Genomic DNA, 23,688 nt, shown 5'->3' with positions numbered 1-23,688 from the left:
TCCTTAGAATTGCTTGTCGAAGATGCGGGAGCCGGCGGTGTCCCCGGTCTTACCGTGCGCGTCGTAGGTGCCCGCGGCGGCAGCCGGGCGCAGATCGGCCAGTGACTCCTGGGTGGAGCGGACGGCCGTGCGCAGGTACTGCTCGTTGGAGTCGCGCAATTCCTTGATCAGGGCGGTCTGGCGGGTGAGTGAGGTGAGGTGGGCAGTAAGGATCTCGGCCCAGGCACCTTCCGGGGCTGCAGCGGCGAGGTCAGCCAGGGACGCGTCCGTGGGGAGTCCCCAGACCTCGGCGACGACGGCGGCCTCGATAGTGCGTGCCAGGCTCGCTTGGGCCAGGTGCCCCAGGACCTGTTCTACTTCCCGGGTGCCGTGGGGCAGCCAGCGGGACTTGCCCGAGGTAAGCAGCAACTGCTCTTCTTCCAGCTTGAAAGTAAGAACGTCCAGGAGTTCACGCTCCCGCCACAGCAGGGCTGAAAGTTCGTGGATGGCCATGTTCCGGACGGCTCCCTCAAAGGTGACTAATACGGTGGTGCCGGGCATGCAGTACATAAGGAGTCAGCTGCAGCCTTCAGCAGGGTTCGTAGAAACTATCGGCAGGGGAGAGGGATGCGTTAGCTGGAATAAGGCTGATTACAGGCGGAATAGCGGGGAAAGCCGTCAGAAAAAGATTTTCGCAATTTTCCTTACGTGTGTATTCGAAAGGGCGATAGCTACTGCTGAAGGCCCACGGATGGGCCATCGCTTACAGTCCCACTCACGGAGGAAACATCATGGGCTTCCAGATCAACAACAACCTCGCGGCTAACAACTCTTACCGCAACCTCAACAACACCCAGAACGACCTCTCCAAGTCCCTGGAGAAGCTGTCCACCGGCCTGCGCATCAACCGCGCCGGCGATGACGCAGCAGGCCTGTCCATCTCCGAGGGCCTGAAAGCTCAGGTCACCGGTTCGGCCCAGGCCGCCCGCAATGCCCAGGACGGCATCAGTGTTATCCAGACTGCCGAAGGCGCCCTGACCGAGGTTCACTCCATTCTGCAGCGCGTTCGCGACCTTGCTGTCCAGGCCGGTAACGACTCGAACAACTCTGACGCCCGTGATGCGATCAAGGACGAAGTCAACGCACTTGGCGGCGAGCTCAAGCGCATCGGTGACTCCACCAACTTCAACGGCACGAAGCTGCTGAATGGCTCGGCGACGGCAGTTACCTTCCAGGTCGGTGCGGGTGACCAGGCTACAGAGGACCAGATCGTTCTGGATCTCTCAGGTGCCGACGTGTCGGCTCTCGGTACCACCATCTCAGCACTCACGTTTGACACTTCAGCCAATGCGCTTCTGTCCATCACTGCAGCCGACACCGCAATCAAGGACATCTCGGCCGAGCGTTCAAACCTGGGTGCAACTCAGAACCGTCTGGAGCRCACGATCAAGTCGCTGAACGTTGCCGGTGAKAACCTGCAGGCCGCTCAGTCCCGCATTGCCGACGTCGACATGGCTCAGGAAATGGTTAAGTTCACCAAGGCCAACATCCTGTCCCAGGCCGGCACCGCAATGCTGGCCCAGGCAAACCAGTCCAGCCAGGGTGTTCTTTCGCTCCTGCGCTAAACCGGTTCCGGCCGTTCGGTAGTCCAGCAGTAGGGCTGCCACTCTGATCGGACGAAGACTAAATCCCGATCAAGTTCCAGCGGAAGGGCCGGACGATGCGAGTAATCCATCGTCCGGCCCTTACGCGCAGCATTTGAACTTCCGAATATTTGGCACCAGCAGACACTTGCAGCAATGAGAGGCAGCGATGGGAATCTCACTCGACGGACTAGCCAGTGGGCTCGACACCACTGCCCTCATCAGTTCCGTGATGCAGGTTGAGGCCATCCCGCAGACGCTGCTGAAGTACAAGTCCCAGGACCTCCAGTCCATGGTGTCCGCGCTGCAGGGGCTGAACAGCAAGGTTGCCGCACTCGCCACCCAGGCCACCGCCGCGGCCAAGCCTGGCGCCCTGGACCTCAACACCGCAACCACCACCAGTGACAAGGTCACAGCCACCACCACGGCCGCAGCCAAGGCCGGTGCGATCGACTTCCAGGTCACCCAGCTCGCCCAGACCCAGGTCACCGTCACACCCAAAGTGAACGCTGTGGTCGGCTGGCCCTACACCACCATGACCATCAACAGCGGTGGCCAGTCTTACACCATTGAGCCGCTCTCCAGCGACCTCGACGACGTCGTGAAGTCCGTCAACGCGGCCGGAGCGGGCGTTACTGCGAGCAAAGTCGCCGTCGGCGCTGGCGAGTACCGTCTGCAGTTCACCGCTACCAAGCCCGGCGAAGCCGGTGCCTTCACGGTTGCGGACCCAGGCACGACGTTCACGAACGTCAAGACGGCGCAGGACGCCGAGATCTCACTCTGGCCTGGAACCACCGCAGCCCAGGTGGTGAAGTCCTCGACGAACACGTTCACCGACCTGCTGCCCGGTGTATCCATCACCGCCAAGGAAGTAAGCGCCACGCCCGTTACGCTCACCGTGGCCCGCGACGACGCCGGCATCACCAAGCTCGCCTCAGACCTCGTCTCCGGCGTCAACGGCATCTTCTCCTACGTTGCCGCCAGGATCGCCGTCACCAGCACCACTGGCACGAGCGGGACCTCCACCAAGGCTGGCATCTTCGCCAGCGACAGCGCCGTGCGCTCCGTGAACCAAAACATCCTCTCCGCCGCGTCCTTGCCGGTGGGCACCCCGCCGCGGTCGCCGTCGGAAATCGGGATCAGCATCACCAAGACCGGCACCATGGAATTTGACGAGAAGAAGTTCTCGGCCGCCCTCGCCGCCGATCCCGCAGGCACCGCAGCCAAGGTTCAGGAGATTGCCACGCGCGTCGCCGCGGCCGCGACTAATGCCTCAGACAAATACGACGGCACGCTGACCAAAAAAATCACTGGCCAGGAATCCGAAGTCCGTGACCTCGCGAACCGGATCAGCGACTGGGACACCAGACTTGAGTCCCGTAAAGCCACGCTGCAGCGTACCTATTCGGGCCTGGAAGTGGCCCTTAGCAACATGCAGGCCCAGCAGTCGTGGCTCACCGCCCAGCTCGGCGGCCTTTCTTCAGGAAGTAAATCGCAATGACCACCACGTCCTTCGGCAACGGCTACGGCGGCGCCGCCCAGCGCAACCAGTATCTCGCCGATTCCGTCCTCTCGGCCCCGCCGGCTCGCCTGCTCACCATGCTCTACGACCGCCTCATGCTGGACCTCGGCCGGGCGGAAAGCGCGCAGGAGTCTGCCAACTGGCCCGTCGCTTCGGAGAACCTCCTGCACGGCCAGGCCATCATCGCCGAACTTATCTCGTCGCTCAAGACGGACGCCTGGGACGGCGCCGACGGCCTCCTTGGCCTGTACAACTACGCCTTCACCGCCCTGGTCAACGCGAACATCCAGCGCGACCCGGCACTGACCCGCGAAGCCATCGAACTCCTGGAACCCTTGCGCCAGGCCTGGCACGAGGCGGCCGCCGCGATTCCGGCACCGGCCGGTGCCGCTGCATTCGCAGCCGCCCCCACGGGATTTTCCGCAGCGGGCGGATGGAACACCCAGCCAGGAACAGGTGGCGGGAGCCTCGGGTTTGGGTAACCAAACGGACGTGGAGACCGGCTTCGGGGGAGCCGGCATCCAGCTCTCCGAATCCACCCCGAGCACGCCCGCGGACACTGCCCTGGCGGCGTGGAATGCGATTCTGGACGTGCTTGAGATGGCCGTTGGCGCCGCAGAGCGCACCCTGAAGGACCCGCTCGGCCCGCTGTCCGCCGCACCCCAGTCCGTGGCGGCGCCCCTGCCGGAGACGCGTTGGCAGCCGCCGGCGCCTCCGGGGCCGTTGCCGGCCGAAGCCCGGCGCCGCGCAGTCGCGCTCTCGGCGGCCCAGGAGCGCGTCGCCAAGAGGCTCGAGGAGGCCCGGCTGGACGTCGCGAAGCAGCTGCAGGCGGTCGCTTCCGTTCCCGGCGTCGGCGGTCCCTCGGGTGCCGTCTACCTCGACGTGAACGGCTGACCGCACCCGGCCTCGCAGCCCGCCGAAACCACCCGGCAAAAAACCTGCAAAAATACTTTCACATTTTCTGCTAACGCGCGGCTGACCAGTGCCGATAACCACTGATAGAGCACGGATCGCTCGTTTACCGGCCACGGATCGGCCACCCCACCATCCCAGGCAGGACTCTGTGCTCGAATCCGTGACTTCCGCCGCCTTGGCCAGCGCCATGGACGGCCTCGCGCTGCGCCAGCGCGCCATCGCGAACAACATCGCGAACGTCAACACGCCGAACTACCACGCGAAGCGCGTTAGCTTCGAGGCAGCCCTCGCGGACTCCGTGCGGTCCGGTGTCGGCAGCGTCGGGGCCACCACCGGCACCTCGCTTGAGCCCACCCAGTTGAACGGCAACAACGTCAACCTGGACACCGAGACTCTGTCCAACATCGACACCGTGCTGCGCTTCCAGTTCGCGGCCCGCGCCATCGGCGGGGAATTCAATGCAGTGCGCGCCGCGATGAGGACCAACTAATGACCTTCGACGCAATCGGCATCGCCGGCTCAGCCTTGACGGTTCACCGCAAATGGCTCGACGCCGTCTCGGACAACCTGGCCAACATGAACAACGCCTCCCGCACCAACGGACCAGCATTCCAGGCCAAGTACGTCGAGGCCGCCGAAGGCGCCGAGGGCAGCGGCGTCTACGTCAAGAGCACCCAGCTCGGCAACGGCGAAGGCCGGATTGTCTACCAGCCGGACCACCCCCTGGCCGACGCCGACGGCAACGTGAAGTACCCGGACATCGACATGGCCGAACAGATGGGCGCCCTCATCATCGCCCAGCGCGGCTACCAGGCAAACGCCCAGGTTGTGGACCGCGCCCGTGAAAGCTACTTGGCCGCCCTTGAGATTGGAAGATCCTGATGCCTGTTTCCCCAATCGCTCCCGTCCAGGGCGTTATGCCCACCGACTACATCTCCGGTGCGGGCGCCGCCACCGGCACTGACGGCTCCGCCTTTGGCGCGTCCCTCACCGGTGCCGTCGACAACCTCCAGCAGCTGCAGTCAACATCGAAAGAGCTCGCCATCTCCGCCGTCACCGGCAACCTGGACGACATCCACAACGCCACCCTTGCCTCCAGCCGGGCCCAGATCACGCTCGAGCTCGTCGCCGCCATGCGCAACAAGGGCGTTGACGCGTTCAACGAGATCATGAGGATGCAGGCCTGATGCCTCCGCAGATTACGGGCTTCTTCCAGCGCTTCGGCGCGGGCCTCAAGGGCTTCACCACCGGTCAGCGCACCGTCGCCGTGATCGGCGCCGCCCTGCTGGTAGTCGGCATCATCGCCCTCTCGGCCTGGCTGTCCAAGCCCGCCCTGACGCCGCTATTTTCTGGTCTCAAAGACACCGACGCCAACGGAATCGTGGAGCAGCTGCGTAAGGACAACGTGCCGTATGAGCTCAGTGACGGCGGCTCCACCATTCTGGTGCCGCAGGACAAGGTCTACGACGAGCGCCTCAAAGCCGCCGCCGCGGGCCTCCCCACGGCCGCAGCTACCGGCTACTCCMTGCTGGACAAGATGGGCGTCACCTCCTCCGAGTTCCAGCAGTCCGTCACCTACAAGCGGGCCCTCGAAGGGGAACTGGCGAGCACCATCTCCGCTATGGACGGCGTCAAGACCGCCGCCGTCCGCCTCGCGATTCCGGAAAAGACCGTCTTCGTCTCCAAGACCCCGGACACCACCGCCTCCGTCTTTGTGGAGACCGCCCCCGGCTCCACGCTCTCCGGCGATAAGGTCCAGGCGATCGTCCACCTGACCTCTGCCGCCATCGAAAACCTCAAGCCCGCCAACGTCTCTGTCGTCGACTCTCAGGGCAACGTCCTGTCCTCCGTCGGCGGCGGCGCCACGGGATCCGCGTCCAAGCAGGCCACTGACTACCAGCAGCGCACCTCCGACGCCGTGAAGGCCGTCATGGACCGCGTGGTTGGCCCGGGGAACTCCACCGTGGCCGTGGCCGCGGACGTCACCGGCGAATCCGCCCAGCAGAAAAGCGAAACCTTCACCAACGCCGAGGGCGCCCTTCCGCTCAGCGAGTCCTCCAAGACGGAGAAGTACACCGGCACCGGGGGAGGCGCCGCGGGCGTCCTCGGGCCGGACAACATTGCGGTTCCCGGCGGCACCAGCGGCAACGGCAACTTCGATTCGTCCACCGAAACCAAGAACAACGCCGTCAACAAGATCACCGAGGACCGGGTGATCCCGGCAGGCGCCGTCAAACGGCAGACCATCTCCGTCGCCGTCGACCAGGCCTCCGCCGGTGGACTCAACCTCGCTTCGCTGACCGCGCTCGTCACCGCCGCCGCCGGCGTCGACGCCACCCGCGGCGACGTCGTGACCGTTGAAGTCGTGCCGTTCAGCACCGCCGCCGCGGACCAGGCTGCCGCGTCCCTCGAGGCCGCCAAAGCCGACCTTGAAGCCCAGAAACAGTCTGCGTTCTTCGGCACCCTGGTCACGGCAGGCAGCATCCTGCTCGGTTTGCTGATCCTCGCCCTCGTCATCGCCATGGTGCTGCGCCGCCGGCAGAAGCGCGAACCGGTGGATCTTGGCGAACGCCTCGACCTGGAGATGATTCCGGTAATGCCAACCGTCACGGCACTGCCGCCGGCACCCGCGACGTCGGCCATCCCGCTCACCGCGCTGCCGCCGATGGCCCCGCCGCCTGCCCAGGTGGAGGCGGAGCGCCGCCGCTTCGAGATCGAGAGCATGGTCGCCTCCAACCCGGAGAAAGCGGCCGACTACCTGCGCGGCCTCATGGATGACAGGCAGCCGGTATGAAACTAGCCGATTCGACCCTCACCGGCACCCAGCGCGCGGCCGTCGTGCTCATGCAGATGAGCCCGGCCAACGCCGCCAAGGTGATGGCCCAGTTCAACGACGCCGAGGCGGAGGACATCGCCGCGGAAATCGTCCGGCTCCGCAAGGTGGATCCTGACGTCGCCGAGCAGATCATGAAGGACTTCCACGAGGCTGCGATGTCCAGCCCCCGGCAGGCCCGCGGCGGCCGCGAGCTGGCTGAAGGCCTCCTCGAGGCATCCTTCGGCTCGGAAAAGGCCGCCGGCCTGCTCAACCGGCTCACCGTCAACATGGCCGGCAAGTCCTTTGAGTTCCTCGAGGACATCGAACCGGTCCAGATCCTTGCCCTGATCGACGGCGAGCTGCCGCAGACCATCGCCCTGGTCCTGGCCCACCTCAGCCCCCGCAAAGCCTCTGCCGTGATGTCCGGGCTGCCCGGCTCGCTGCGGGCCGACGTCGCCCTCAGCATCGCGACCATGGGTTCCGGTGCGCCGGAGGCAATCGGGATTGTGGCCGACACCCTCAAACTGCGCGGCGGCGCGGCTGTCTCACAGCAGGCGTCCAAGGTGGTGGGCGGCATCCAGCCGCTGCTGGAAATCATCAACCGGACCGACGCCGGCACGGAACGCTCCGTGCTGGACGGCCTGGACCTGCTGGATCCGGACCTCGCCGTGGAAATCCGCGCCCAGATGGTCACCTTCGACGACATCGTGAAACTGGAACGCCGCGACGTGCAGCTGGTCCTCCGCGGCCTCGACGCGTCCGTGCTGGCCGTGGCCATGAAGGGCGCCTCGGAGCCCGTCCTGGAGACCATCACCACCAACGTTTCCGGCCGCAACCTGGAGATCCTGGAATCCGAGATCGCCGCGCTGGGGCCGCTGCGCGCCTCCCAGATCGAAGAAGCCCGTGCCGCCGTGGTCCGGTCCATCCGCGAACTCGAGGCCGAAGGCCAGATCACCATCCAGCGCGGGGACGAAGAAGATTATGTCTACTGACGGGACCGCTACCGAAAGCGCCCCGGCCCGGATCATCTTCCCCTCGCTGCGCGCCAGCGGGCCCGCCAGCGAACAGGCCGGCTACACCGAAGGCCACGCCGCGGGCTACGCGGCCGGCGTCCGGGCCGCCGCCAAGGAACAGCGCCGTTGGCGCGACCGCATGACGGCCGAGCAGGCCGCCACGCTGGCCTCCGGGCAGCAGGATCTCGACCGAGCGGTCCGCGCCCTGGCCGTGGCCCGGACGGACTTCGCCCACCGAAACGTCCAGGCCCTGCACGACGCCGAGGAGGTCCTCGCCCGCACGGCGCTGGAACTCGCCGAGGCCATCCTGGGCTACGAACTGGCTGAGGGAACCCGGACCGCCCGCGCCGCCCTGGACCGGGCCCTCTCCGGAAACGACGCCGCCACAGTGCTGGCCATCCGGTTGAACCCGGCTGACATCGAGGTCCTCGCCAAGGAAGGCCAGGACCTGCCGGCCGGCCTGCCGCTGCTCGCCGACCAGTCGCTCAACCGCGGCGACGCCAAGGTCGAATACCAGCAGGGCTGGCTCGACGCGAGCCTCGGCAACGCCCTGGCACGCGCCCGCGCGGCGCTGCTGGGCGACCAGGACCGGGCAGAGAATTCTTCGGGGGACCAGCGATGATCGCCGAGTGGCGTCCCAAGGGGGCCGACTACGCCTCGGCCCTGCGCGCCGCCGCCCCGCAGCGGGTCGGCGTCGTGACCTCCGTCATGGGCCTTGGCCTTGAAGTGTCAGGACTCGACTGTGCCCTGGGTGACCTGGTGACCGTGGGCTCGCACCCGGGACTGGACGCAGAGGTGGTGGCGGCCCTGGACAGCTCCGTGCGGTGCATGCCGCTGGGCCGGCTCGCCGGTGTCGCGGCGGGCGATCCCGTCCGGGCCAAGGGCGGTGCCGTCCTGGTCCCCACCGGGCCAGGGCTCTTCGGACGTGTCATTGACGGACTCGGCCGGCCGATTGACGGTAAGGGCCCGCTCACCAGCGGCCCACGCGTGCCGATCGACAACGAAGCGCCCAATGCCATGAAGCGCGCCCGCATCGACACTGCCCTGCAGACCGGGGTCCGTGTGCTGGACACGATGACCACGCTCGGCAAGGGCCAGCGCATGGGACTCTTCGCCGGTTCCGGCGTCGGGAAATCGTCCCTGCTGTCGATGATTGCCCGCGGCACGGACGCGGAGGTCTCGGTGATCGCCCTCGTGGGGGAGCGCGGCCGTGAAGTCCGCGAGTTCCTCGAAGACGATCTCGGCCCTGCCGGCCTGGCCCGGTCCGTCGTCGTCGTCGCCACCTCCGACGAACCCGCCCTGATGCGCATGCGCGCAGCGTTCACCGCGACCCGCATCGCCGAATCCTTCCGCGACAACGGCCAGGACGTTGTCCTGATGATGGACTCCCTCACGCGCGTGGCGATGGCGCAGCGCGAGATCGGACTCTCCGCCGGCGAACCGCCCGCCACCCGCGGCTACCCGCCGTCGACCTTTTCCATCCTGGCCCGGCTGCTGGAACGCGCCGGCACCGCGGAGACCGGCTCCGTCACCGGCATTTACACCGTACTGGTGGACGGCGACGACCACAACGAACCGATCGCCGACGCGGCGCGCTCCATCCTGGACGGCCACGTGGTCCTGGACCGGAAGCTTGCCGTCACCGGGCACTTCCCCTCGGTGGACGTGCTCGGCTCGGTGTCCCGCGTCGCCACCAAGGTCAACGCCCGCCCGCACCTTGAAGCGGCGGCCACCCTGCGGCGCGTCCTCGCGGCCCGCAAGGCCGCGCAGGACCTGATCGACGTCGGCGCCTACCAGGCAGGTACCAACCCGCTGGTGGACGCGGCCCTGAACCACGAGCACGACGTCAGCGCCTTCCTGCAGCAGCCGATGGACGAATCCACGGCCCACCCCGAGTCCTGGCAGCGGCTAAACCACCTCACCTCGATCCTGGGAGCAGCAGCATGAACCGCCAATTCTCACTGGCAGGGCTCCTGCGCCTCCGCCAGATCCAGCAGGACCAGGCGGCCACCGGGCTGGCCAGCGCCCGCTCACGCTCCAGCTCCGTGCGGGCCCGCGAAGCGTCAGCGCGCCGCAGCCTCGCCGACGGCGACGCGCCCATTTCCAGCTCCGCATCCCTGCGGGCCGTCGCCGCGGCCCGGTCCTCCTCCCACAGCATGCTCGCGGACCTGCAGAACCTCTCGCGGATCGCGGAGACCGACGAGGCCACCGCCCGCGAGGAGTTCATCGCCGCCCGCACCCGTTCCGTCGGCCTGGAGAAACTGAAGGCCCGCCACGACGCAGAGGTCCACACGGCGGACCTGCGAGCCGAACAATCCACCCTCGACGAGATCGCCTCCACCGTCTGGCACCGCGAAGAGCAGGAGGTGAGGTCATGAGCATGACCGAGGCAATCGGCCGGATGCAGGGCATCCAGTCGATGATCGCTGAACTGACACGCCCCGCATCCTCCGAGGCCAACGCCGCCGCGCTGAAGTCGGCCGCCGCAACCTCACTCGCTACCGGGACGGGCAGCGGAGACGCGGCGTCCTTCACCGAGGCGCTGACCGCCGCGCTGGGCGGAACCAACGGCACCGACATCTCCTCTCTCACCAACAGCCTGGGGCTCGGCGGAACGACGGCGATCGGCGCACTGAAGGGCCTCACCGCACCAGCGACCGTTCCCGTAGCCGGCGCGGCGACAGGCACCGACGTCGTGGCCATGGCCAAGAAGTACATCGGCGTCCCCTACGTCTGGGGTGGAACCAACCCGGCCACCGGCATGGACTGCTCCGGCTTTACCCAGAGGGTCTTCAAGGACCTCGGCATCGAGATTCCCCGTGTGGTGAGTGACCAGATGCGCCAGGGCACGCCGGTGGCGTCCCTGGCCGAGGCCAAGCCCGGTGACCTGCTGGTGAGCTTCGGCGGGGACCACATCTCCATTTATCTGGGCAACGGCAAAGCCATCGACGCGCCGGTCCCCGGCAAGACCATCCAGATCCGCGACGCCTGGGAGCAGCACTCCAACCTGACCTCCATCCGGCGCATTGTCCCGGCAGGGACGGCGTCATGAAAGGCATGGATCTGGCCTCCTCCCTGGCCGCGCCGGTCCAGGGCCGCGTCCAGGAAGGCGCCCGCGGACAAGCGTCCGCCGGGAGCAAGGACACGGCGGCGTTCGCGGCGGTGCTCGACGACGTTCAGGGCTCAGCGGACTCAACGCAGGGTCCAACCCCCGACGCCGGCAGTGAGGTAGCCGATGACGCGCAGAACAACACTTCGTCCGGCGCCTTGGACCAGCAGCCCGGCGGGGGAGCCGACGGCGGGGCCGCCACTGTGCAGGATCCTTCCAACGCCGCCAACGTAGCGTCGCTTTCGGGTACCTCCTACACGGCGGCTGTTACTCAACTGCCCTCCGATGGCCAGGCCGGTCTGGCGAATACGCTGCCCGCCTCGGGTGTGCCTGCCGCTTCGGCCGTTCCCGCTATGGGTATTTCCGGTGTTCCGGGCACCGGCAGCCAGGAACAGGCCGGGACGCCCGTCGCCGACTCAGTGACAGCGACGCCGGGGCAGCGGCCCGGACTCGATCCCCGGTTTACGGCAGTCGCCGGACCGCAGCCTGGGACCGTGCAGCCTGGAACCGTACCGCCTGGAACAGCTCAGCCAACCGCACTGGCGGGGGCGCGGGGCGAACAGATCGAAGGCATGCTACCCAGCCAGGCACTTCGCGCTGCGGATGGACCCGCGGCGGTTCCCGGTACCGGCGCGATAGTGACGGCTGGCAAGGTGACAACAGCTTCCTTGGCGGCCCAGCAACCTGCCGCTGCGCAGGACCAGGCCCTGGCGCCGTCCCAAGCCGTCACCGCGGCGCTTCTAATGCCGCCCGGGGGTCCCGGCACGACCTCCCCGGCCGGTGCGCCTCAGGAATCCTGGCCGGTGCAAACAGTTTCCGCAGCCACAGCGGTGACTGGGGCGCCCGCAGCCCCTGCGGAAACTAAAACGGTTGCGGTAACCCCGTCCGTTGGGAAACCAGTACCACCAGCCGTTCCTGCAACGCCCGCTGCACTGCCGCCGGCAACAGCAGGCCAAGCCAATGTGCCCGCCGTGGCCGCCGGAACCGCCTCCGGTTTCCCGGGCACGGCGCCCGCCGAAGGCAGCACGTCCGGTGCCGCCCGCATTGAAACGACACCCGTGGCCGCATCAGCTGCCGCACCCGGCACGGCTCCCGCGGATGCGCTCGTCACGGCCGGAAGCGCAGCAGCCGCAACCCCGGTCAGCCAGCTGCCGTCGTCAACCGCTTCCGCGCCGCAACCCGCGGCCCCAGCGGCTCCCCAACCGGGCGCCACGCTCCAGCCGCAGTTGGCCAAGCCGCTCTTCACGCTCGCCGGAGCCCCGCAGGGGCAGCACATCATGACGCTGCAGGTCACCCCCGAGGACCTGGGCCCAATGACGGTCAGGGCGCACATTGATGCCGCAGGCGTCAGGATCGAACTCTTCGCCCCGGGCGACGCCGGACGCGAGGCCATCCGCGGGGTCCTGCCGGAACTCCGTAAGGAACTCGCCGATGCGGGCTTTGGTGCCAGCCTCGACGTCTCCGAACACACCGGGCCGGGCAACACAGCCCGGGACGGCACCAGGCAGGACGGAACCAGCCAAGGCGGCGCCGGGCGGGACTCCGGCTCCGGACCGGGCAACCGCAACGGATCTGGCGAACAACGGCCGGGCCACCGCTGGGAAGCCCTGGCCGATGGCGCGGCCCTGCGCGACGCCAGGATACTGAACGGCCCACAGACCACCCTCGACATTCTTGTCTGACACGAAGGAAAGCGACTCATGACGATTCAGCCCATCGCCTCCCAGCCCATCGGGGCCGCGGGGGAGACCGCCCAGGCTGCTGCCGTGCGGGCACCCGTGCAGACCATGGATTCGGAGGTCTTTATGTCCCTCCTGGTGGCTCAGCTCAAGAACCAGAACCCGAGCGCGCCCATGGACACCAACCAGATGATGAGCCAGACCATCCAGCTCTCCATGATGGAGAAGATGCAGGAACTGACAACCAACAGCAAGGAAGGGTTCTCCCTGCAGATGCGCCAGGCCGCCGCCCAGCTGGTCGGCCAGTCCGTCGACTACACACTGGGCGACGGCACCACAGGCACCGGAATCGCCAGTTCCGTTTCCTACTCCGGGGCAGTTCCCACCGTCAAGGTCGGCGAACTCTCCATCCCCCTAGACTCCATCACCGGGCTCACCGCACCGGCCGCTTCCTGACCAGTTTTCCACCCGTAGAAAGGCAGTTCCCATGCTCCGCTCGCTGTATTCCGGAATCTCCGGCCTCCGCGCCCACCAGACCATGCTGGACGTCACCGGCAACAACATTGCCAACGTCAACACGGCTGGGTTCAAGGCTTCTTCCACCCAGTTCCAGGACACGCTCTCCCAGATGACCCAGGGCGCCTCCGCGCCGCAGGGCGAGACCGGCGGCAGCAACCCCGCCCAGATCGGCCTCGGCGTCCGCGTCGCCGGCGTCAGCACCAACTTCGCCCAGGGCTCCTCGCAGAGCACCGGCCGCGCCACCGACCTGATGATCTCCGGCGACGGCTTCTTCGTCACCAGCAAGGGCGGCCAGCAACTCTTCACCCGCGCGGGCGCCTTCAGCCCCGACGCCGCCGGCCAGCTGGTCAGCCCCGACGGCGGCATCCTGCAGGGCTGGTCGGCAGACGTCGACGGTGTGGTCAACACCGGCGGCCCGGTCAATGGCATCACGCTGAACTCGAACACCCTGGTTCCGGCCAAGGCAACGTCTTCGGTTACGCTGGACGGCAATCTGCCCAGCGACGCCGCTGTCGCTCCGCCCGCCACACTTCAGCGCGTCGTCAAGGTCTACAATGCCGCCGGTGCCGAGCGGAACATCACTGTCGATTTCACCAAGACTGCGACCGGCTGGGGAGTTGCAGCCACCGACGGCGGAGCCACCTCGAACATCACCCTCACCCAGGGTGCGGGCGGCACGCTGACCCCGAGCGGTCCCTTGGCGGTCAACGGCGTCGACGTAGATCTCACCTCGGCGTCGGGATTCGCCGGGATGACTTCCCTCGCCGTCAGCGGCCAGAACGGCTCCGCTGCCGGCAAGCTGCAGTCCTACACCATCGGGAACGACGGATCCGTGATCGGTTCCTTCAGCAACGGCGTCAAGCAGGTCCTCGCCAAGATCGCGCTGGCCAACTTCACCAACCCCGCGGGCTTGGAGAAGGCTGGCGGCTCCTCGTACGTCGCCACCGCCAACGCCGGCGGCGTGCAGCTCGGCGGAGCAGGCGACGCCGGCATCGGCAGCCTCGCCGCCGGCTCGCTGGAAATGTCTAACGTGGACCTCTCCCAGGAATTCACCAACCTGATCGTCGCGCAGCGCGGCTTCCAGGCCAACGCCCGCATCATCACCACCTCGGACGAGGTGCTGCAGGAGCTCGGCAACCTGAAGCGCTAATTCTTCGGATAAGTTGGCTGTCTCCCGCTGATGGCGTCCACTCCCTGCCGAGCCTGGCGGAAGTGGGCGCCATCGTCGCGATCATTGCCCGGCACAACGCAACACGGACCACGAAGACGCTGCAGACACGAGGCGCGGATATCTCGCCTATCAGCGGGCCTGCGCTCGCTCGCCATACACTCACGGCATGACCACCCTTTCTGTCCGGCCACTGTTCCGCTCGCTTGTGCCGCTGAACCTCCGCACTGGCATCCTGCTGCTTGTCCTTTTCGGGCTGGCGCGCGTGGCGACCAAGGAAGGGCGCCAGCGCGTCGGCCTGGTCCGGCCGACGCGGCGACGCTGGATCGCGCCGGCCGCGATAGCCGGCGTTGCAATGGCCCTCTCAGTGCATTTCACGGCTGCCGCTGTGTGGGGGCAGAGCATGTCCAATCCGTTCGCGTACATCGCCCTTTCGTATTCAACCGTGCCGGCATCGCCCTCAGAGGACGACCGCCTGATCTACTTCATCATTTTTGCGGTTGTCGGGATGCTCTTCAGCCCGATAGGTGAAGAGGTGCTGTACCGCGGAGTGGCCCACGAGAGTTTCGCCGCGCAACTCGGTGACCGGCGGGCAGCCCTCATCGACGCGGCAGCGTTTGCAGTCACCCATCTGGCGCACTTTGGGGTGGTGCTTGTGGCCGGCTCCTGGGCGTTCCTGCCACTCCCGGCGCTGTTCTGGGTGGCTGCGATGTTCGCGGCGTCCCTGGCGTTCTACGGCTTCCGGAAGCTCACGGGATCATTGGCCGGGGCAGTAGTTGCTCATGCCGGGTTTAACCTCGCCATGAACTGGATCATCTTTTACGCGATCATGCCCTAACGACGACCGCGCCACCGCGGAACCGCCGGAGGAGACGGATCCGTCTGCTCAGGCTTGTGCAACGGTCGCGCGGCGGGTGCTGCGGCATCCGTCGCGGGTAGGATCGTGAGGTGAAAAAACAATCCTGCAGTGCCTGCGACTCGGCCGTGTTCTTTGAAAACTCAGTCTGCCTGCACTGCGGAACGAACCTCGGCTACGTGCGGGAGCTCCGCGCGATCGTCGCAGTGGACGGGCAGGGGCGGCACAAGGACTCCTCCGGCACCGAACGGTACATCTGCACGAACCTGATGCTCTCCGGGTGCACCTGGCTTGCCCCGAAAAGCGGCGGCCAGTGCTTCAGCTGTGACCTCACGCGGACACGCCCGAACGACAAAGACGCCAAGGGCCTTTCCCAGTTCATTGTGGCGGAGCGGGCCAAGCGTCAGCTCATCGCCGAGCTGGACGGGCTTGGCCTGCCGATCGTCACCCGCGCGGAAGACCCCAACAAGGGCCTCGCTTTCGACCTGCTGTCCAGTGCCAACGAGAACGTGGTCATCGGACATGCCTCCGGGATCATCACCATTGACCTCGCCGAGAGCGACGACGCTTACCGCGAAAGAATGCGCGCCCGGCTCGATGAGCCGTACCGGACGATGCTCGGGCATTTCCGGCACGAGGTGGGCCATTATTTTGAGGACGCGCTGGTCTTCAGCGATGACGAGCGGACCCGCGCGGCACGGGACCTCTTCGGCGACGACACCAAGGATTATCAGGCAGAGATTGACCGCCACTACTCCAAGGGCGCCCCAGCGAACTGGGAGCAGCACTACATCTCCCGGTACGCAACAATGCACCCGTACGAGGACTTTGCCGAGTCCTTTGCCCACTATCTGCACATCAGCGACACCATCGACACCGCCCGGGAATTCGGCCTGGTATCGAAGATGTCGGAGACCTCGTCTTTCCGCGCCATCGTGGAAACCGAGTGGCTGCCGCTCTCGATCGCACTGAACCAGGTCAACCGGAGCATGGGGAAAGACGATTTGTACCCCTTTGCACTCCCAGGCACGGTGATCGACAAGCTCGAGTTCGTCCACGCCCTCCGCACTTCAGCGAAGGCCTCCGCCTAACGAACCGGCCGCCTCTGCCGACAGTAGGAGGAGAACACCCTTCCCTTGCTGAACCACGCTGAGCGGAACACGCTGAGCAGAAAAACAGAGCAGAATCGGCCCATGATCGTCGTCACACGCCTCAACGGAACGCGCTTCGCGGTCAATCCGGACCTGATCGAGCGTATCCACGAGAGCCCGGACACCCATCTGGTGACCCTGGACGGCGCCGCCTATGTGGTGCTGGAAAGCCTCGCGGAAGTGGTCGAACTTATTGCCGACTACCGGGCGTACGTCCTGACTAAGGCGAGGGACTTTCCCGCCGTGACGGGATACCCGCTGAGCCTCGTGCCGCCGTCGGACCCCGCGGACGACGGCCGCCGCCCCGCACCTGAGCCACCAAGAAAGTAATCCATGGATCCCGCAACAGTCATAGGACTGCTCCTCGCCTTTGGCTCCCTCATCGTTATGGTCCTGCTGGAAGGCGGCAGCCTCTCCTCACTGCTGCTGCCCGCCCCCATGATCCTCGTTTTCGGCGCCACCCTGGCCATCGGGCTTGCCGGCAACACCCTCAAGGACGTCATCCAGGCGTTCAAAGCAGTGCCGGCGATGTTCATCGGGAAAACCGCGAAGCCGCAGGACAGCATCGACCAGATGGTCCGGTTCGCGGAAAAGGCGCGCAGCGAGGGCCTGCTGTCCCTCGAGGAAGAAGCCGCCAGCGTCAACGATCCCTTCCTTGCCCGGGCCCTGCAGAACATTGCTGACGGCACCGACGCCGAAGACCTCCGGATGCAGATGGAGGATGAAATCGACACGAAGGCGCGCAGCGACCACTCCAACTCGAAGTTCTTCGCGTCCCTCGGCGGCTACGCCCCCACTGTCGGCATCGTCGGAACCGTCGTGTCCCTGACCCACGTCCTGGAGAACCTGTCCAAGCCGGACGAGCTGGGGCACATGATCGCCGCCGCGTTCGTTGCCACGCTCTGGGGGCTGCTGTCCGCCAACTTCATCTGGCTGCCCTTCAGCGGACGCATGGCGCGGCTGTCCGAACTGGACATCGAACGCCGGACGCTGCTCATGGAAGGGATGCTCGCCGTGCAGGCCGGCGCCCAGCCGCTGTTGCTCGCCGAGCGGCTCCGCTCCATGGTTCCCGAGCACCAGCTTAAGAGCTCCGGAGGCGGCCGTAAGGCGGCTGCCGGCGACGCTGAAACGATGGACGCTGCGGCGTGAGTGGCCGCCGGAGCCCCCGCAAGAAACCCGAAGAGCACCACGTCGACGAACGCTGGATGGCGTCCTACATGGACATGGTCACGGTCCTCATGTGCCTCTTCATCGTCCTCTATGCCATGTCCACGGTGGACGCGAACAAGTTCGAGAAACTCCGCAATTCCCTCGCCACCGGCTTTGGAGCCGTCGCAAGCGAAACGGTGGACACCGCCGAGGGCACAGTGGTACCGCCGGAATTCGTGGACGAACACCTGGAAGCCTTCGCCGCGATGAAGGCGCAAGATTCAGCGGCGGCCCCCGACGCCCTCGCGGCGGCCCTCAAGGAAGTGGACCGGCTGCGTGCCCTGGAGGAGCAGATGAAGGCAGCCCTGGCAGCCGCCGGGCTCAGCGAAAACGTTGAGTTCCAGATCGACCAGCGCGGGCTCACGGTCAAGCTGGTCGGCTCCCAGACGTTCTTCGCACCGGACCGGCCGGAACTCACCGAGCGGGCCTCCCAGGTCTTGAAAATCATCTCGCCCATCCTCGGGCCAGCGGCCCTGGAGATCATGGTCGAAGGCCACGCGGCCAACGGTGTGACCGCCTACCCGTCCACGTGGGAGCTCTCGTCGGCACGTGCGGTGAATGTCCTGCGCTATATGGTGGACCGCGGCGGAATCGCCCCGGGAACCATCGGCGCCGTCGCCTTCGGCTCCGCGCGGCAGGTCAACGACGATTCCACGCCGGAGCTCATGGAGCTGAACCGCCGGGTCGACATCGTGATCATCTCGGACCAGCCCGACGTCGTCCGGGCACTGATTCCGGAAGTGCTGAAGCACAGCCAAAAATAGCGACTGTACTGCCTGCAATAGTGCCGCCTGAATTGCCGCCTGAATTGCCACTTGGATTGCCTCCGGCATACTGCTTACGCCACGCGATCCCTTGCCGATAGTGGCAACCGTGAGTGTTTTGGATGAGCGGGAAGTGGTGCGGGAGCGGACGGTAAGCGTCTACGACTTCCGGCGCCCCGCGACGCTCGCCCGCGAACACAGCCGCGTCCTGGAACTCGCCTTCGAAACCTACGCCCGCCAGTGGGGAACCCAGCTGACCGCCAAGGTCCGCGTCAAGTCCGTGGTGCGGCTCGAAGACGTCAGTATGCTCAGCTACGACGAATACGCCGCCTCACTGCCCGCGGTCACCGCGATGGTGCTGTGCACAGTGGAGGGCCACGATTCCAAGCTCGTGGTGCAGTTCCCCGCCCCGGCCGCCCTCGGCTGGGTGAACCGGATGCTGGGCGCCTCGAACGATTCGCCCATGCCGGACCGCAAGTTCACCCAGATTGAACAGGCCCTGGTCAAAGGCCTTATGGACGAGGCCCTTGAAGACCTTGGCTACTCCCTTGGGCCGCTGCTCAGCGAAACCGTCCGGGTGGACACCATCCAGTACAACTCCCAGTTCGCCCAGGCCGCAGCCCCCAGCGAACTGATGATCGTCGCGGCATTCACCATGAACGTCGGCGACATGAGCGCCCCCGCCACCTTGGCCGTCCCCGCGAGCATCCTGCTGGGCCGGCTCAAGAAGGTCAACCCGACCGACAACCGCGGAGATGCCGCAGCACGCGTCACCGCCCAGCTGGAACGGGTTCCGGTGGAACTTTCCGTCCGGCTTTCGACGTCGTTCGTCACCCCCAGCCAGGTCCTGGGCCTCGCGGTTGGCGACGTCCTGACCCTGCCGCACCTGGAAAACCGTCCGTTTGACCTCACCCTGGACGGCACGCGGCTCGCCACTGCCGCCCCGGCCCGCAACGGGTCCCGCGCGGCCGCCGTCATTGTCACAATCGAGGAGAATCACCGATGAGCATCACCCTGACCAGGCACGAATCGTCGGCGGAACGGCTCGTTGAAGAACTGCCGAGCCCGGTGGCGCTCAAGGTGCTGGCCCTCGTGCCGGCCCGTGCCGCCGCGCCCTACGCCCGCCAGGCCGTCACTGCGACCTTCGTCGGCTCCGTTACCGCAGACCTTGCCCTGATGTTGAGCGACCGCACCTTCCTCGACGAAGCCGCGGGTGGCATGGCGGGGACCCAGCCCGGCGTCGTCTCGGTGACCGACGTGCTGCGCCCTGCGATGGAAAGCGCCAGTTCCGTGTTCGGCGCCGGGGTCCTGAGCGACCTGCGTGAGTCCGATGCCTCCGGGCTGCTTTCGGACCCCGACACTGCTGTCTTCGAGCTTTCCGACGGCGCCAACGCCGCCGCTTGGTTCGCCGTCCGCCTCCGGGAGCACAGCACCAGTCAGGACCGTGCCGGGGACGTGTTCGCCGGCGGCGAGGCCGTAGCCGGCCGGCTCGGGCGGATCAACAACATCGAAATGGCCCTGACCGTGGAAATCGGCCGCACCCGGATGTCGGTGCGGGACGTGCTCTCGCTCGAACCGGGCAAGATCATTGAACTCGACCGCTCGGCTGGTGCCCCGGCAGACGTCCTGCTCAACGGCCGGCTGATCGCCCACGGCGAAGTGGTGGTTTTGGACCAGGACTACGCCGTCCGGATCACCCGCATCCTCGACGTTGCCGAGGGGCTCAGCTGAATGGACGCACTGATCCTCGGGCTGCGGGTATTCGTGGCCCTGGGCGCGGTGCTTGGCCTCATGTGGTTGCTGCAGCGCCGGCTCGGCAAAGGCACCGGACGGCGGCGGGCTGACCGTGCGCTGACCATTGTCAGCCGGCAGAGCGTCGGCCAGAAGGCCTCCGTGGTGGTGGTCGACGCCTCAGGGCAGCGCTTCCTGCTGGGCGTCACCGAACACGCCGTCAACGTCCTGCACACCGGCGACATCCCGGCCGAAGTCGAAGAAGCGTCGGTTCCCGAAGCCCGCCGCGGAGCCGGCGAATTTGCCCGGGTCCTTTCCGGGTTCGGCGCGCTTCCCAGCGGGCAGTCCAGCTTCGAAGAACTCCCCGGCGACGGCAGCGAAGACCCTGCCGGCTCCAGCCCCGGGAACGCCCCGCCGTCCCGCCGCAGCACCCTTCACCGGGACTCCCATGCGCGCGGGCCCGGGCTGCGCGGCAACGCGTCCGGCGCGGCCGGCCACCCGCCCCTGCACGGTTCGATCCTTGCCGGCTCCACGTGGAAGCAGGCCGCTGCCGCGCTCAGGAGCGGACGACGCAATTGAGCTCCCTGACTTTCCGCTCCGCCCCGGCAGTTTCGGCTGCCCCCACGCTCCCGCCCGTCGCTGCCGCTGAGACAGCCCGGCCGGGCTCCATCCAGCCGGCCCCGTTCCGATTTGGCAGGGCCGTGGTCCTGGGCCTTGCCGCCGTCCTTTTCGCGGTGCTGCTGCTGTGGCTGACCGCCTCGGCCGGCCACGCCGCCCCGATCGACCCCACCCCGCCGGTCGCCCCGACGGATCCGGCGAACCCCGGCGGCGGCAACGTCAACATCGAGATCAACGGTCTCGACGGCAAACCGTCGACGGCGGTCCTGACCCTGATCGGCATCACCCTGCTCTCGGTGGCGCCGGCGCTGCTGCTGATGATGACGTCGTTCACGAAGATCTTCGTGGTCCTGGCGATGACGCGCAACGCCCTGTCGCTGCCGTCCATCCCGCCGAACCAGGTCCTCGCCGGGCTGGCCCTGTTCCTCTCGATTTTCGTTATGTGGCCGGTCATTAACGAGATGAACACGCTCGGGATCCAGCCTTACCTCAACGGCACCCTGGACTTCAACGGGGCCGTGGGCGCTGCCAGCGGCCCGCTGCAGCAGTTCATGCTGGCCCACACCCGGGAAGAGGACATCGCCCTGATGTCCCGGGCCGCCGCACAGGAGAACCCGGCCACGCCCGAGGCCGTTCCCATGCAGACCCTCATTCCCGCTTTTATGATTTCGGAACTGCGCGCCGCGTTCATCATCGGCTTCGTCATCTTCATTCCCTTCCTCGTGATCGACCTCGTGGTCTCCGCGGCCCTTATGTCCATGGGCATGATGATGCTCCCGCCGGTGATGATTTCACTGCCCTTCAAGATCCTGCTTTTCGTCCTGGTGGACGGCTGGGGCCTGATCATCACGTCCCTCATCCAAAGCTATGCAGGCACCGGATGAACGCCAACGCCGTCCTGGACATTTGCCTCCAGGCCATGATCGTCGCGGCCAAGCTCTCTGCCCCCGTGCTGGTGACAGCACTCGTGGTCGGGCTTGCCATCGCGCTGCTGCAGTCCATCACGCAGCTGCAGGAAGCCACCCTGTCCTTCGTTCCCAAGGCTGCGGCCGTGGCCGTCGCCCTCGTGATCTGCGGCCACTGGATGATCTCGGAGATGGTCGCCTTCACCAACGATCTGTTCGCCAAGATCCCGGCGCTGCTGGGAGGCCTGTGAGGTGGGCATACCGATCGACCCGACGTGGCTGGAAGCGGTTCTGCTGGCCACCGTCCGGATGACGGCTTTCCTGATCGTGGCACCGCCCTTCGCGTCTCAGGCCTTCCCCGGCCGCGTGAAGGCCATGCTCGGGCTGGGGCTTGGCCTTGCGGTCTCCCAGTGGGTGTCCGCCGGCTACACACCGCGGGACACAGCCGGCTTCATCACGGGCGTGGTCCTCGAGCTGGTCACCGGGCTGGCTCTGGGTTTCCTGGTGCTGGTGATCTTCTCCGCCGTCCAGTCCGCCGGCAGCCTGATCGACCTCTTCAGCGGATTTCAGCTGGCCCAGAGCTTTGACCCCCAAATGAACGTCAACGGCGCCCAGTTCACCAGGCTGCTGCAGATGGCCGCGCTGGCGTTGCTGTTCGCCTCCGACGGATACCAGCTGGTCATCACCGGGCTCACGGGCAGCTTCGTGGCACTGCCCCTGGCCGGCGGCATCGATCTGGCCCAGCCGGTCCAGGCCATGACGTCGGCGGTCACCGGCATGTTCCTCGCCGCTGTCCAGATCGCCGGGCCGCTCGTGGTGGTCTTGTTCCTCGCCGACGTCGGGCTGGGCCTGCTGACCCGTGTGGCCCCGGCGCTCAACGCCTTCTCGCTCGGCTTCCCGCTCAAGATCCTGATGACGCTGATGCTGGCCGGGTTCATGTTCCTGGCGCTGCCCAGAATCGTCTCCAGTCTCGCCAACCAGGCCGCCAAGACTGTGCTGGGGGTGGGCTGATGTCGGATTCACAGGAGAAAACCGAAGAAGCCACCGACAAACGGATGAAGGAGGTCCGCTCCAAGGGCCAACTTTCCCGTTCCCAGGACCTCACCGCGTGGGTCGGCGTCGGCGCCGCCGCCATCATGATTCCGGCCACCGTTGAACGCGCCTCGAACGCCGCCACGGACCAGCTCTTCAGCGTCCGCGGCATAGTTGCGGCCCCGGACCCGGGCAAGGCCGTCAAAGCCCTGGAGGACGGGATGGCTTCCATGGCCGGGATCGTCGGCCCCATGCTGATTGTGGTGTTCATCGTGGTCCTCGCCGGGTCCGCGCTGCAGGGCGGCGTCCACATGAAGAAATTCAAGCTGGACTTCGAGCACTTCAAACTTCTCGAGGGCCTGAAGCGCGTCTTCGGCACCCAGGCGATCTGGGGCGGCGTCAAGGCGCTGCTGAAGGCCAGTGTGGTGGGGCTGGTCCTCTACGGCGTCGTGCAGGGGCTGGTTCCGGTGTTGCTGACGGCGGGGGGAATGCCGGTCTCGGGGGTTGTGCAGGCCGCCGGAGGCGGCATCGCCTCGCTGGTCCAGTTTGCCGTGGCGGCCGGCATCGTGCTGGCGGTGGCGGACTTCTTCGTCGTGATGCGCCGTAACCGCAAGAAGACCAGGATGTCCAAGAAGGAAGTCCAGGACGAGAACAAGAGCAGCGAAGGCGACCCCCTGATCCGCTCGCAGCGGCGGGCCCGGCAGATGGCGATGAGCCGGAACCGCATGATCGCGGCGATCGGGGACGCCGACGTCGTGCTGGTCAACCCCACACACTTTGCCGTGGCGCTTAAATACGAACCCGGAAAGTCCGCCCCCCGCGTGGTGGCCAAGGGCTCCGGCCACATCGCGGCCAGGATCAGGGAAGAGGCCGAAGCGAAGAACGTGCCGATGGTCCAGGACATTCCGCTGACCCGGGCCCTGCACAGCGCCTGTGACCTGGGCCAGGAGATCCCGGTGGATTTCTACCGCGCGGTGGCCGGCGTCCTGGCCTTCGTGATGTCGCTTAGGGCCCGCGGCGCTGCCAGCGGGATGCACCGGATGGCAACAGCCGTATGAAC

General features: G+C 66.7%; 29 protein-coding genes. 28 read left to right on the top strand and 1 reads right to left on the bottom strand.

Annotated elements, in window-relative coordinates:
* Positions 1 to 3: 3 nt before the first annotated feature.
* Positions 4 to 492: a flagellar protein FlgN gene (locus tag AB4Y67_RS06700; protein ID WP_441404998.1), complete on the bottom strand. Its 489-nt coding sequence runs from the start codon at positions 490 to 492 to the stop codon at positions 4 to 6.
* Positions 493 to 770: 278 nt separating this feature from the next.
* On the opposite strand from AB4Y67_RS06700, the gene AB4Y67_RS06695 reads away from it, so the two are divergent.
* The 28 genes from AB4Y67_RS06695 (at position 771) to AB4Y67_RS06560 (ending at position 23,686) form a co-directional block, all read left to right on the top strand.
* Entirely contained in the window at positions 771 to 1,604 is an 834-nt protein-coding gene (locus AB4Y67_RS06695; RefSeq protein WP_441404997.1) for a flagellin N-terminal helical domain-containing protein, read from the top strand.
* Between the two features lie 187 nt (positions 1,605 to 1,791).
* Complete coding sequence (gene fliD, locus AB4Y67_RS06690; RefSeq protein ID WP_441404996.1) at positions 1,792 to 3,123, top strand: flagellar filament capping protein FliD; 1,332 nt, start codon at positions 1,792 to 1,794, stop codon at positions 3,121 to 3,123.
* Entirely contained in the window at positions 3,120 to 3,626 is a 507-nt protein-coding gene (locus AB4Y67_RS06685; protein ID WP_441404995.1) for a flagellar export chaperone FliS, read from the top strand. The genes fliD and AB4Y67_RS06685 overlap by 4 nt, the downstream gene beginning before the upstream one ends.
* A complete protein-coding gene (locus AB4Y67_RS06680) occupies positions 3,619 to 4,038 on the top strand; it encodes a hypothetical protein (RefSeq protein ID WP_441404994.1) in 420 nt (139 codons plus the stop codon). The genes AB4Y67_RS06685 and AB4Y67_RS06680 overlap by 8 nt, the downstream gene beginning before the upstream one ends.
* A gap of 169 nt (positions 4,039 to 4,207) precedes the next feature.
* Positions 4,208 to 4,549, top strand: coding sequence for a flagellar basal body rod protein FlgB (locus tag AB4Y67_RS06675; protein ID WP_441404993.1), 342 nt, complete (start codon positions 4,208 to 4,210; stop codon positions 4,547 to 4,549).
* Entirely contained in the window at positions 4,549 to 4,941 is a 393-nt protein-coding gene (locus tag AB4Y67_RS06670) for a flagellar basal body rod protein FlgC (RefSeq protein ID WP_346927724.1), read from the top strand. The genes AB4Y67_RS06675 and AB4Y67_RS06670 overlap by 1 nt, the downstream gene beginning before the upstream one ends.
* Complete coding sequence (locus AB4Y67_RS06665; RefSeq protein ID WP_441404992.1) at positions 4,941 to 5,246, top strand: flagellar hook-basal body complex protein FliE; 306 nt, start codon at positions 4,941 to 4,943, stop codon at positions 5,244 to 5,246. The genes AB4Y67_RS06670 and AB4Y67_RS06665 overlap by 1 nt, the downstream gene beginning before the upstream one ends.
* Positions 5,246 to 6,853, top strand: a complete 1,608-nt coding sequence (gene fliF, locus AB4Y67_RS06660) for a flagellar basal-body MS-ring/collar protein FliF (protein WP_441404991.1) — start codon at positions 5,246 to 5,248, stop codon at positions 6,851 to 6,853. The genes AB4Y67_RS06665 and fliF overlap by 1 nt, the downstream gene beginning before the upstream one ends.
* Positions 6,850 to 7,866, top strand: a complete 1,017-nt coding sequence (gene fliG / locus AB4Y67_RS06655) for a flagellar motor switch protein FliG (protein WP_346927727.1) — start codon at positions 6,850 to 6,852, stop codon at positions 7,864 to 7,866. Before fliF ends, fliG begins: the two co-directional genes overlap by 4 nt.
* On the top strand, positions 7,856 to 8,509 hold the full coding sequence (locus AB4Y67_RS06650) for a FliH/SctL family protein (RefSeq protein ID WP_441404990.1): 654 nt from the start codon (positions 7,856 to 7,858) through the stop codon (positions 8,507 to 8,509). Before fliG ends, AB4Y67_RS06650 begins: the two co-directional genes overlap by 11 nt.
* On the top strand, positions 8,506 to 9,834 hold the full coding sequence (locus AB4Y67_RS06645; protein WP_441404989.1) for a FliI/YscN family ATPase: 1,329 nt from the start codon (positions 8,506 to 8,508) through the stop codon (positions 9,832 to 9,834). Before AB4Y67_RS06650 ends, AB4Y67_RS06645 begins: the two co-directional genes overlap by 4 nt.
* Positions 9,831 to 10,265 carry a flagellar FliJ family protein gene (locus AB4Y67_RS06640; RefSeq protein ID WP_441404988.1) on the top strand — a complete coding sequence of 145 codons (435 nt, stop codon included), beginning with the start codon at positions 9,831 to 9,833 and terminating at the stop codon, positions 10,263 to 10,265. The genes AB4Y67_RS06645 and AB4Y67_RS06640 overlap by 4 nt, the downstream gene beginning before the upstream one ends.
* Positions 10,262 to 10,939 (top strand): C40 family peptidase, encoded by a 678-nt coding sequence (locus AB4Y67_RS06635; RefSeq protein WP_441404987.1) that lies wholly within the window; start codon positions 10,262 to 10,264, stop codon positions 10,937 to 10,939. Before AB4Y67_RS06640 ends, AB4Y67_RS06635 begins: the two co-directional genes overlap by 4 nt.
* A 1,028-nt stretch (positions 10,940 to 11,967) precedes the next feature.
* Positions 11,968 to 12,678, top strand: a complete 711-nt coding sequence (locus AB4Y67_RS06630; protein WP_441404986.1) for a flagellar hook-length control protein FliK — start codon at positions 11,968 to 11,970, stop codon at positions 12,676 to 12,678.
* Positions 12,679 to 12,696: 18 nt separating this feature from the next.
* A complete protein-coding gene (locus AB4Y67_RS06625; RefSeq protein WP_441404985.1) occupies positions 12,697 to 13,131 on the top strand; it encodes a flagellar hook assembly protein FlgD in 435 nt (144 codons plus the stop codon).
* Between the two features lie 31 nt (positions 13,132 to 13,162).
* Positions 13,163 to 14,344, top strand: a complete 1,182-nt coding sequence (locus AB4Y67_RS06620) for a flagellar hook protein FlgE (protein WP_441404984.1) — start codon at positions 13,163 to 13,165, stop codon at positions 14,342 to 14,344.
* Between the two features lie 187 nt (positions 14,345 to 14,531).
* On the top strand, positions 14,532 to 15,200 hold the full coding sequence (locus AB4Y67_RS06615) for a CPBP family intramembrane glutamic endopeptidase (RefSeq protein WP_441404983.1): 669 nt from the start codon (positions 14,532 to 14,534) through the stop codon (positions 15,198 to 15,200).
* A gap of 110 nt (positions 15,201 to 15,310) precedes the next feature.
* Positions 15,311 to 16,309, top strand: coding sequence for a zinc-binding metallopeptidase family protein (locus AB4Y67_RS06610; RefSeq protein ID WP_441404982.1), 999 nt, complete (start codon positions 15,311 to 15,313; stop codon positions 16,307 to 16,309).
* Between the two features lie 102 nt (positions 16,310 to 16,411).
* Positions 16,412 to 16,699: a flagellar FlbD family protein gene (locus AB4Y67_RS06605; RefSeq protein WP_441404981.1), complete on the top strand. Its 288-nt coding sequence runs from the start codon at positions 16,412 to 16,414 to the stop codon at positions 16,697 to 16,699.
* A 3-nt stretch (positions 16,700 to 16,702) separates the two neighbouring features.
* A complete protein-coding gene (locus AB4Y67_RS06600) occupies positions 16,703 to 17,518 on the top strand; it encodes a motility protein A (protein ID WP_441404980.1) in 816 nt (271 codons plus the stop codon).
* Complete coding sequence (locus AB4Y67_RS06595; RefSeq protein WP_441404979.1) at positions 17,515 to 18,342, top strand: OmpA/MotB family protein; 828 nt, start codon at positions 17,515 to 17,517, stop codon at positions 18,340 to 18,342. Before AB4Y67_RS06600 ends, AB4Y67_RS06595 begins: the two co-directional genes overlap by 4 nt.
* A gap of 109 nt (positions 18,343 to 18,451) precedes the next feature.
* Positions 18,452 to 19,348: a flagellar motor switch protein FliM gene (locus tag AB4Y67_RS06590; protein ID WP_441404978.1), complete on the top strand. Its 897-nt coding sequence runs from the start codon at positions 18,452 to 18,454 to the stop codon at positions 19,346 to 19,348.
* On the top strand, positions 19,345 to 20,073 hold the full coding sequence (gene fliN / locus AB4Y67_RS06585; protein WP_441404977.1) for a flagellar motor switch protein FliN: 729 nt from the start codon (positions 19,345 to 19,347) through the stop codon (positions 20,071 to 20,073). The genes AB4Y67_RS06590 and fliN overlap by 4 nt, the downstream gene beginning before the upstream one ends.
* Positions 20,074 to 20,652 (top strand): flagellar biosynthetic protein FliO, encoded by a 579-nt coding sequence (gene fliO, locus AB4Y67_RS06580; RefSeq protein WP_441404976.1) that lies wholly within the window; start codon positions 20,074 to 20,076, stop codon positions 20,650 to 20,652.
* An 89-nt stretch (positions 20,653 to 20,741) separates the two neighbouring features.
* Positions 20,742 to 21,575: a flagellar type III secretion system pore protein FliP gene (gene fliP / locus AB4Y67_RS06575; RefSeq protein WP_441405020.1), complete on the top strand. Its 834-nt coding sequence runs from the start codon at positions 20,742 to 20,744 to the stop codon at positions 21,573 to 21,575.
* Positions 21,572 to 21,847: a flagellar biosynthesis protein FliQ gene (gene fliQ / locus AB4Y67_RS06570; protein ID WP_224048616.1), complete on the top strand. Its 276-nt coding sequence runs from the start codon at positions 21,572 to 21,574 to the stop codon at positions 21,845 to 21,847. The genes fliP and fliQ overlap by 4 nt, the downstream gene beginning before the upstream one ends.
* Position 21,848: 1 nt before the next feature.
* On the top strand, positions 21,849 to 22,607 hold the full coding sequence (locus AB4Y67_RS06565; protein ID WP_441404975.1) for a flagellar biosynthetic protein FliR: 759 nt from the start codon (positions 21,849 to 21,851) through the stop codon (positions 22,605 to 22,607).
* On the top strand, positions 22,607 to 23,686 hold the full coding sequence (locus AB4Y67_RS06560) for an EscU/YscU/HrcU family type III secretion system export apparatus switch protein (RefSeq protein ID WP_441404974.1): 1,080 nt from the start codon (positions 22,607 to 22,609) through the stop codon (positions 23,684 to 23,686). Before AB4Y67_RS06565 ends, AB4Y67_RS06560 begins: the two co-directional genes overlap by 1 nt.
* Positions 23,687 to 23,688 lie beyond the last annotated feature (2 nt).

This window comes from Arthrobacter sp. YAF17 (assembly GCF_052113365.1).
Lineage (GTDB): Bacteria > Actinomycetota > Actinomycetes > Actinomycetales > Micrococcaceae > Arthrobacter.
Note: the sequence above shows the minus strand (reverse complement) of the source record. Positions and strands in the feature narration are given on the sequence as shown.

Bases quoted from the DNA above. Each gene is read 5' to 3' on its own strand.
- AB4Y67_RS06700 (WP_441404998.1), bottom strand. From the start codon at position 492: ATGGCCATCCACGAACTTTCAGCCCTGCTGTGGCGGGAGCGTGAACTC.
- fliD (WP_441404996.1), top strand. From the start codon at position 1,792: ATGGGAATCTCACTCGACGGACTAGCCAGTGGGCTCGACACCACTGCC.
- AB4Y67_RS06685 (WP_441404995.1), top strand. From the start codon at position 3,120: ATGACCACCACGTCCTTCGGCAACGGCTACGGCGGCGCCGCCCAGCGC.
- AB4Y67_RS06670 (WP_346927724.1), top strand. From the start codon at position 4,549: ATGACCTTCGACGCAATCGGCATCGCCGGCTCAGCCTTGACGGTTCAC.
- AB4Y67_RS06665 (WP_441404992.1), top strand. From the start codon at position 4,941: ATGCCTGTTTCCCCAATCGCTCCCGTCCAGGGCGTTATGCCCACCGAC.
- fliG (WP_346927727.1), top strand. From the start codon at position 6,850: ATGAAACTAGCCGATTCGACCCTCACCGGCACCCAGCGCGCGGCCGTC.
- AB4Y67_RS06650 (WP_441404990.1), top strand. From the start codon at position 7,856: ATGTCTACTGACGGGACCGCTACCGAAAGCGCCCCGGCCCGGATCATC.
- AB4Y67_RS06645 (WP_441404989.1), top strand. From the start codon at position 8,506: ATGATCGCCGAGTGGCGTCCCAAGGGGGCCGACTACGCCTCGGCCCTG.
- AB4Y67_RS06640 (WP_441404988.1), top strand. From the start codon at position 9,831: ATGAACCGCCAATTCTCACTGGCAGGGCTCCTGCGCCTCCGCCAGATC.
- AB4Y67_RS06635 (WP_441404987.1), top strand. From the start codon at position 10,262: ATGAGCATGACCGAGGCAATCGGCCGGATGCAGGGCATCCAGTCGATG.
- AB4Y67_RS06625 (WP_441404985.1), top strand. From the start codon at position 12,697: ATGACGATTCAGCCCATCGCCTCCCAGCCCATCGGGGCCGCGGGGGAG.
- AB4Y67_RS06620 (WP_441404984.1), top strand. From the start codon at position 13,163: ATGCTCCGCTCGCTGTATTCCGGAATCTCCGGCCTCCGCGCCCACCAG.
- AB4Y67_RS06615 (WP_441404983.1), top strand. From the start codon at position 14,532: ATGACCACCCTTTCTGTCCGGCCACTGTTCCGCTCGCTTGTGCCGCTG.
- AB4Y67_RS06605 (WP_441404981.1), top strand. From the start codon at position 16,412: ATGATCGTCGTCACACGCCTCAACGGAACGCGCTTCGCGGTCAATCCG.
- AB4Y67_RS06600 (WP_441404980.1), top strand. From the start codon at position 16,703: ATGGATCCCGCAACAGTCATAGGACTGCTCCTCGCCTTTGGCTCCCTC.
- fliN (WP_441404977.1), top strand. From the start codon at position 19,345: ATGAGCATCACCCTGACCAGGCACGAATCGTCGGCGGAACGGCTCGTT.
- fliO (WP_441404976.1), top strand. From the start codon at position 20,074: ATGGACGCACTGATCCTCGGGCTGCGGGTATTCGTGGCCCTGGGCGCG.
- fliQ (WP_224048616.1), top strand. From the start codon at position 21,572: ATGAACGCCAACGCCGTCCTGGACATTTGCCTCCAGGCCATGATCGTC.
- AB4Y67_RS06560 (WP_441404974.1), top strand. From the start codon at position 22,607: ATGTCGGATTCACAGGAGAAAACCGAAGAAGCCACCGACAAACGGATG.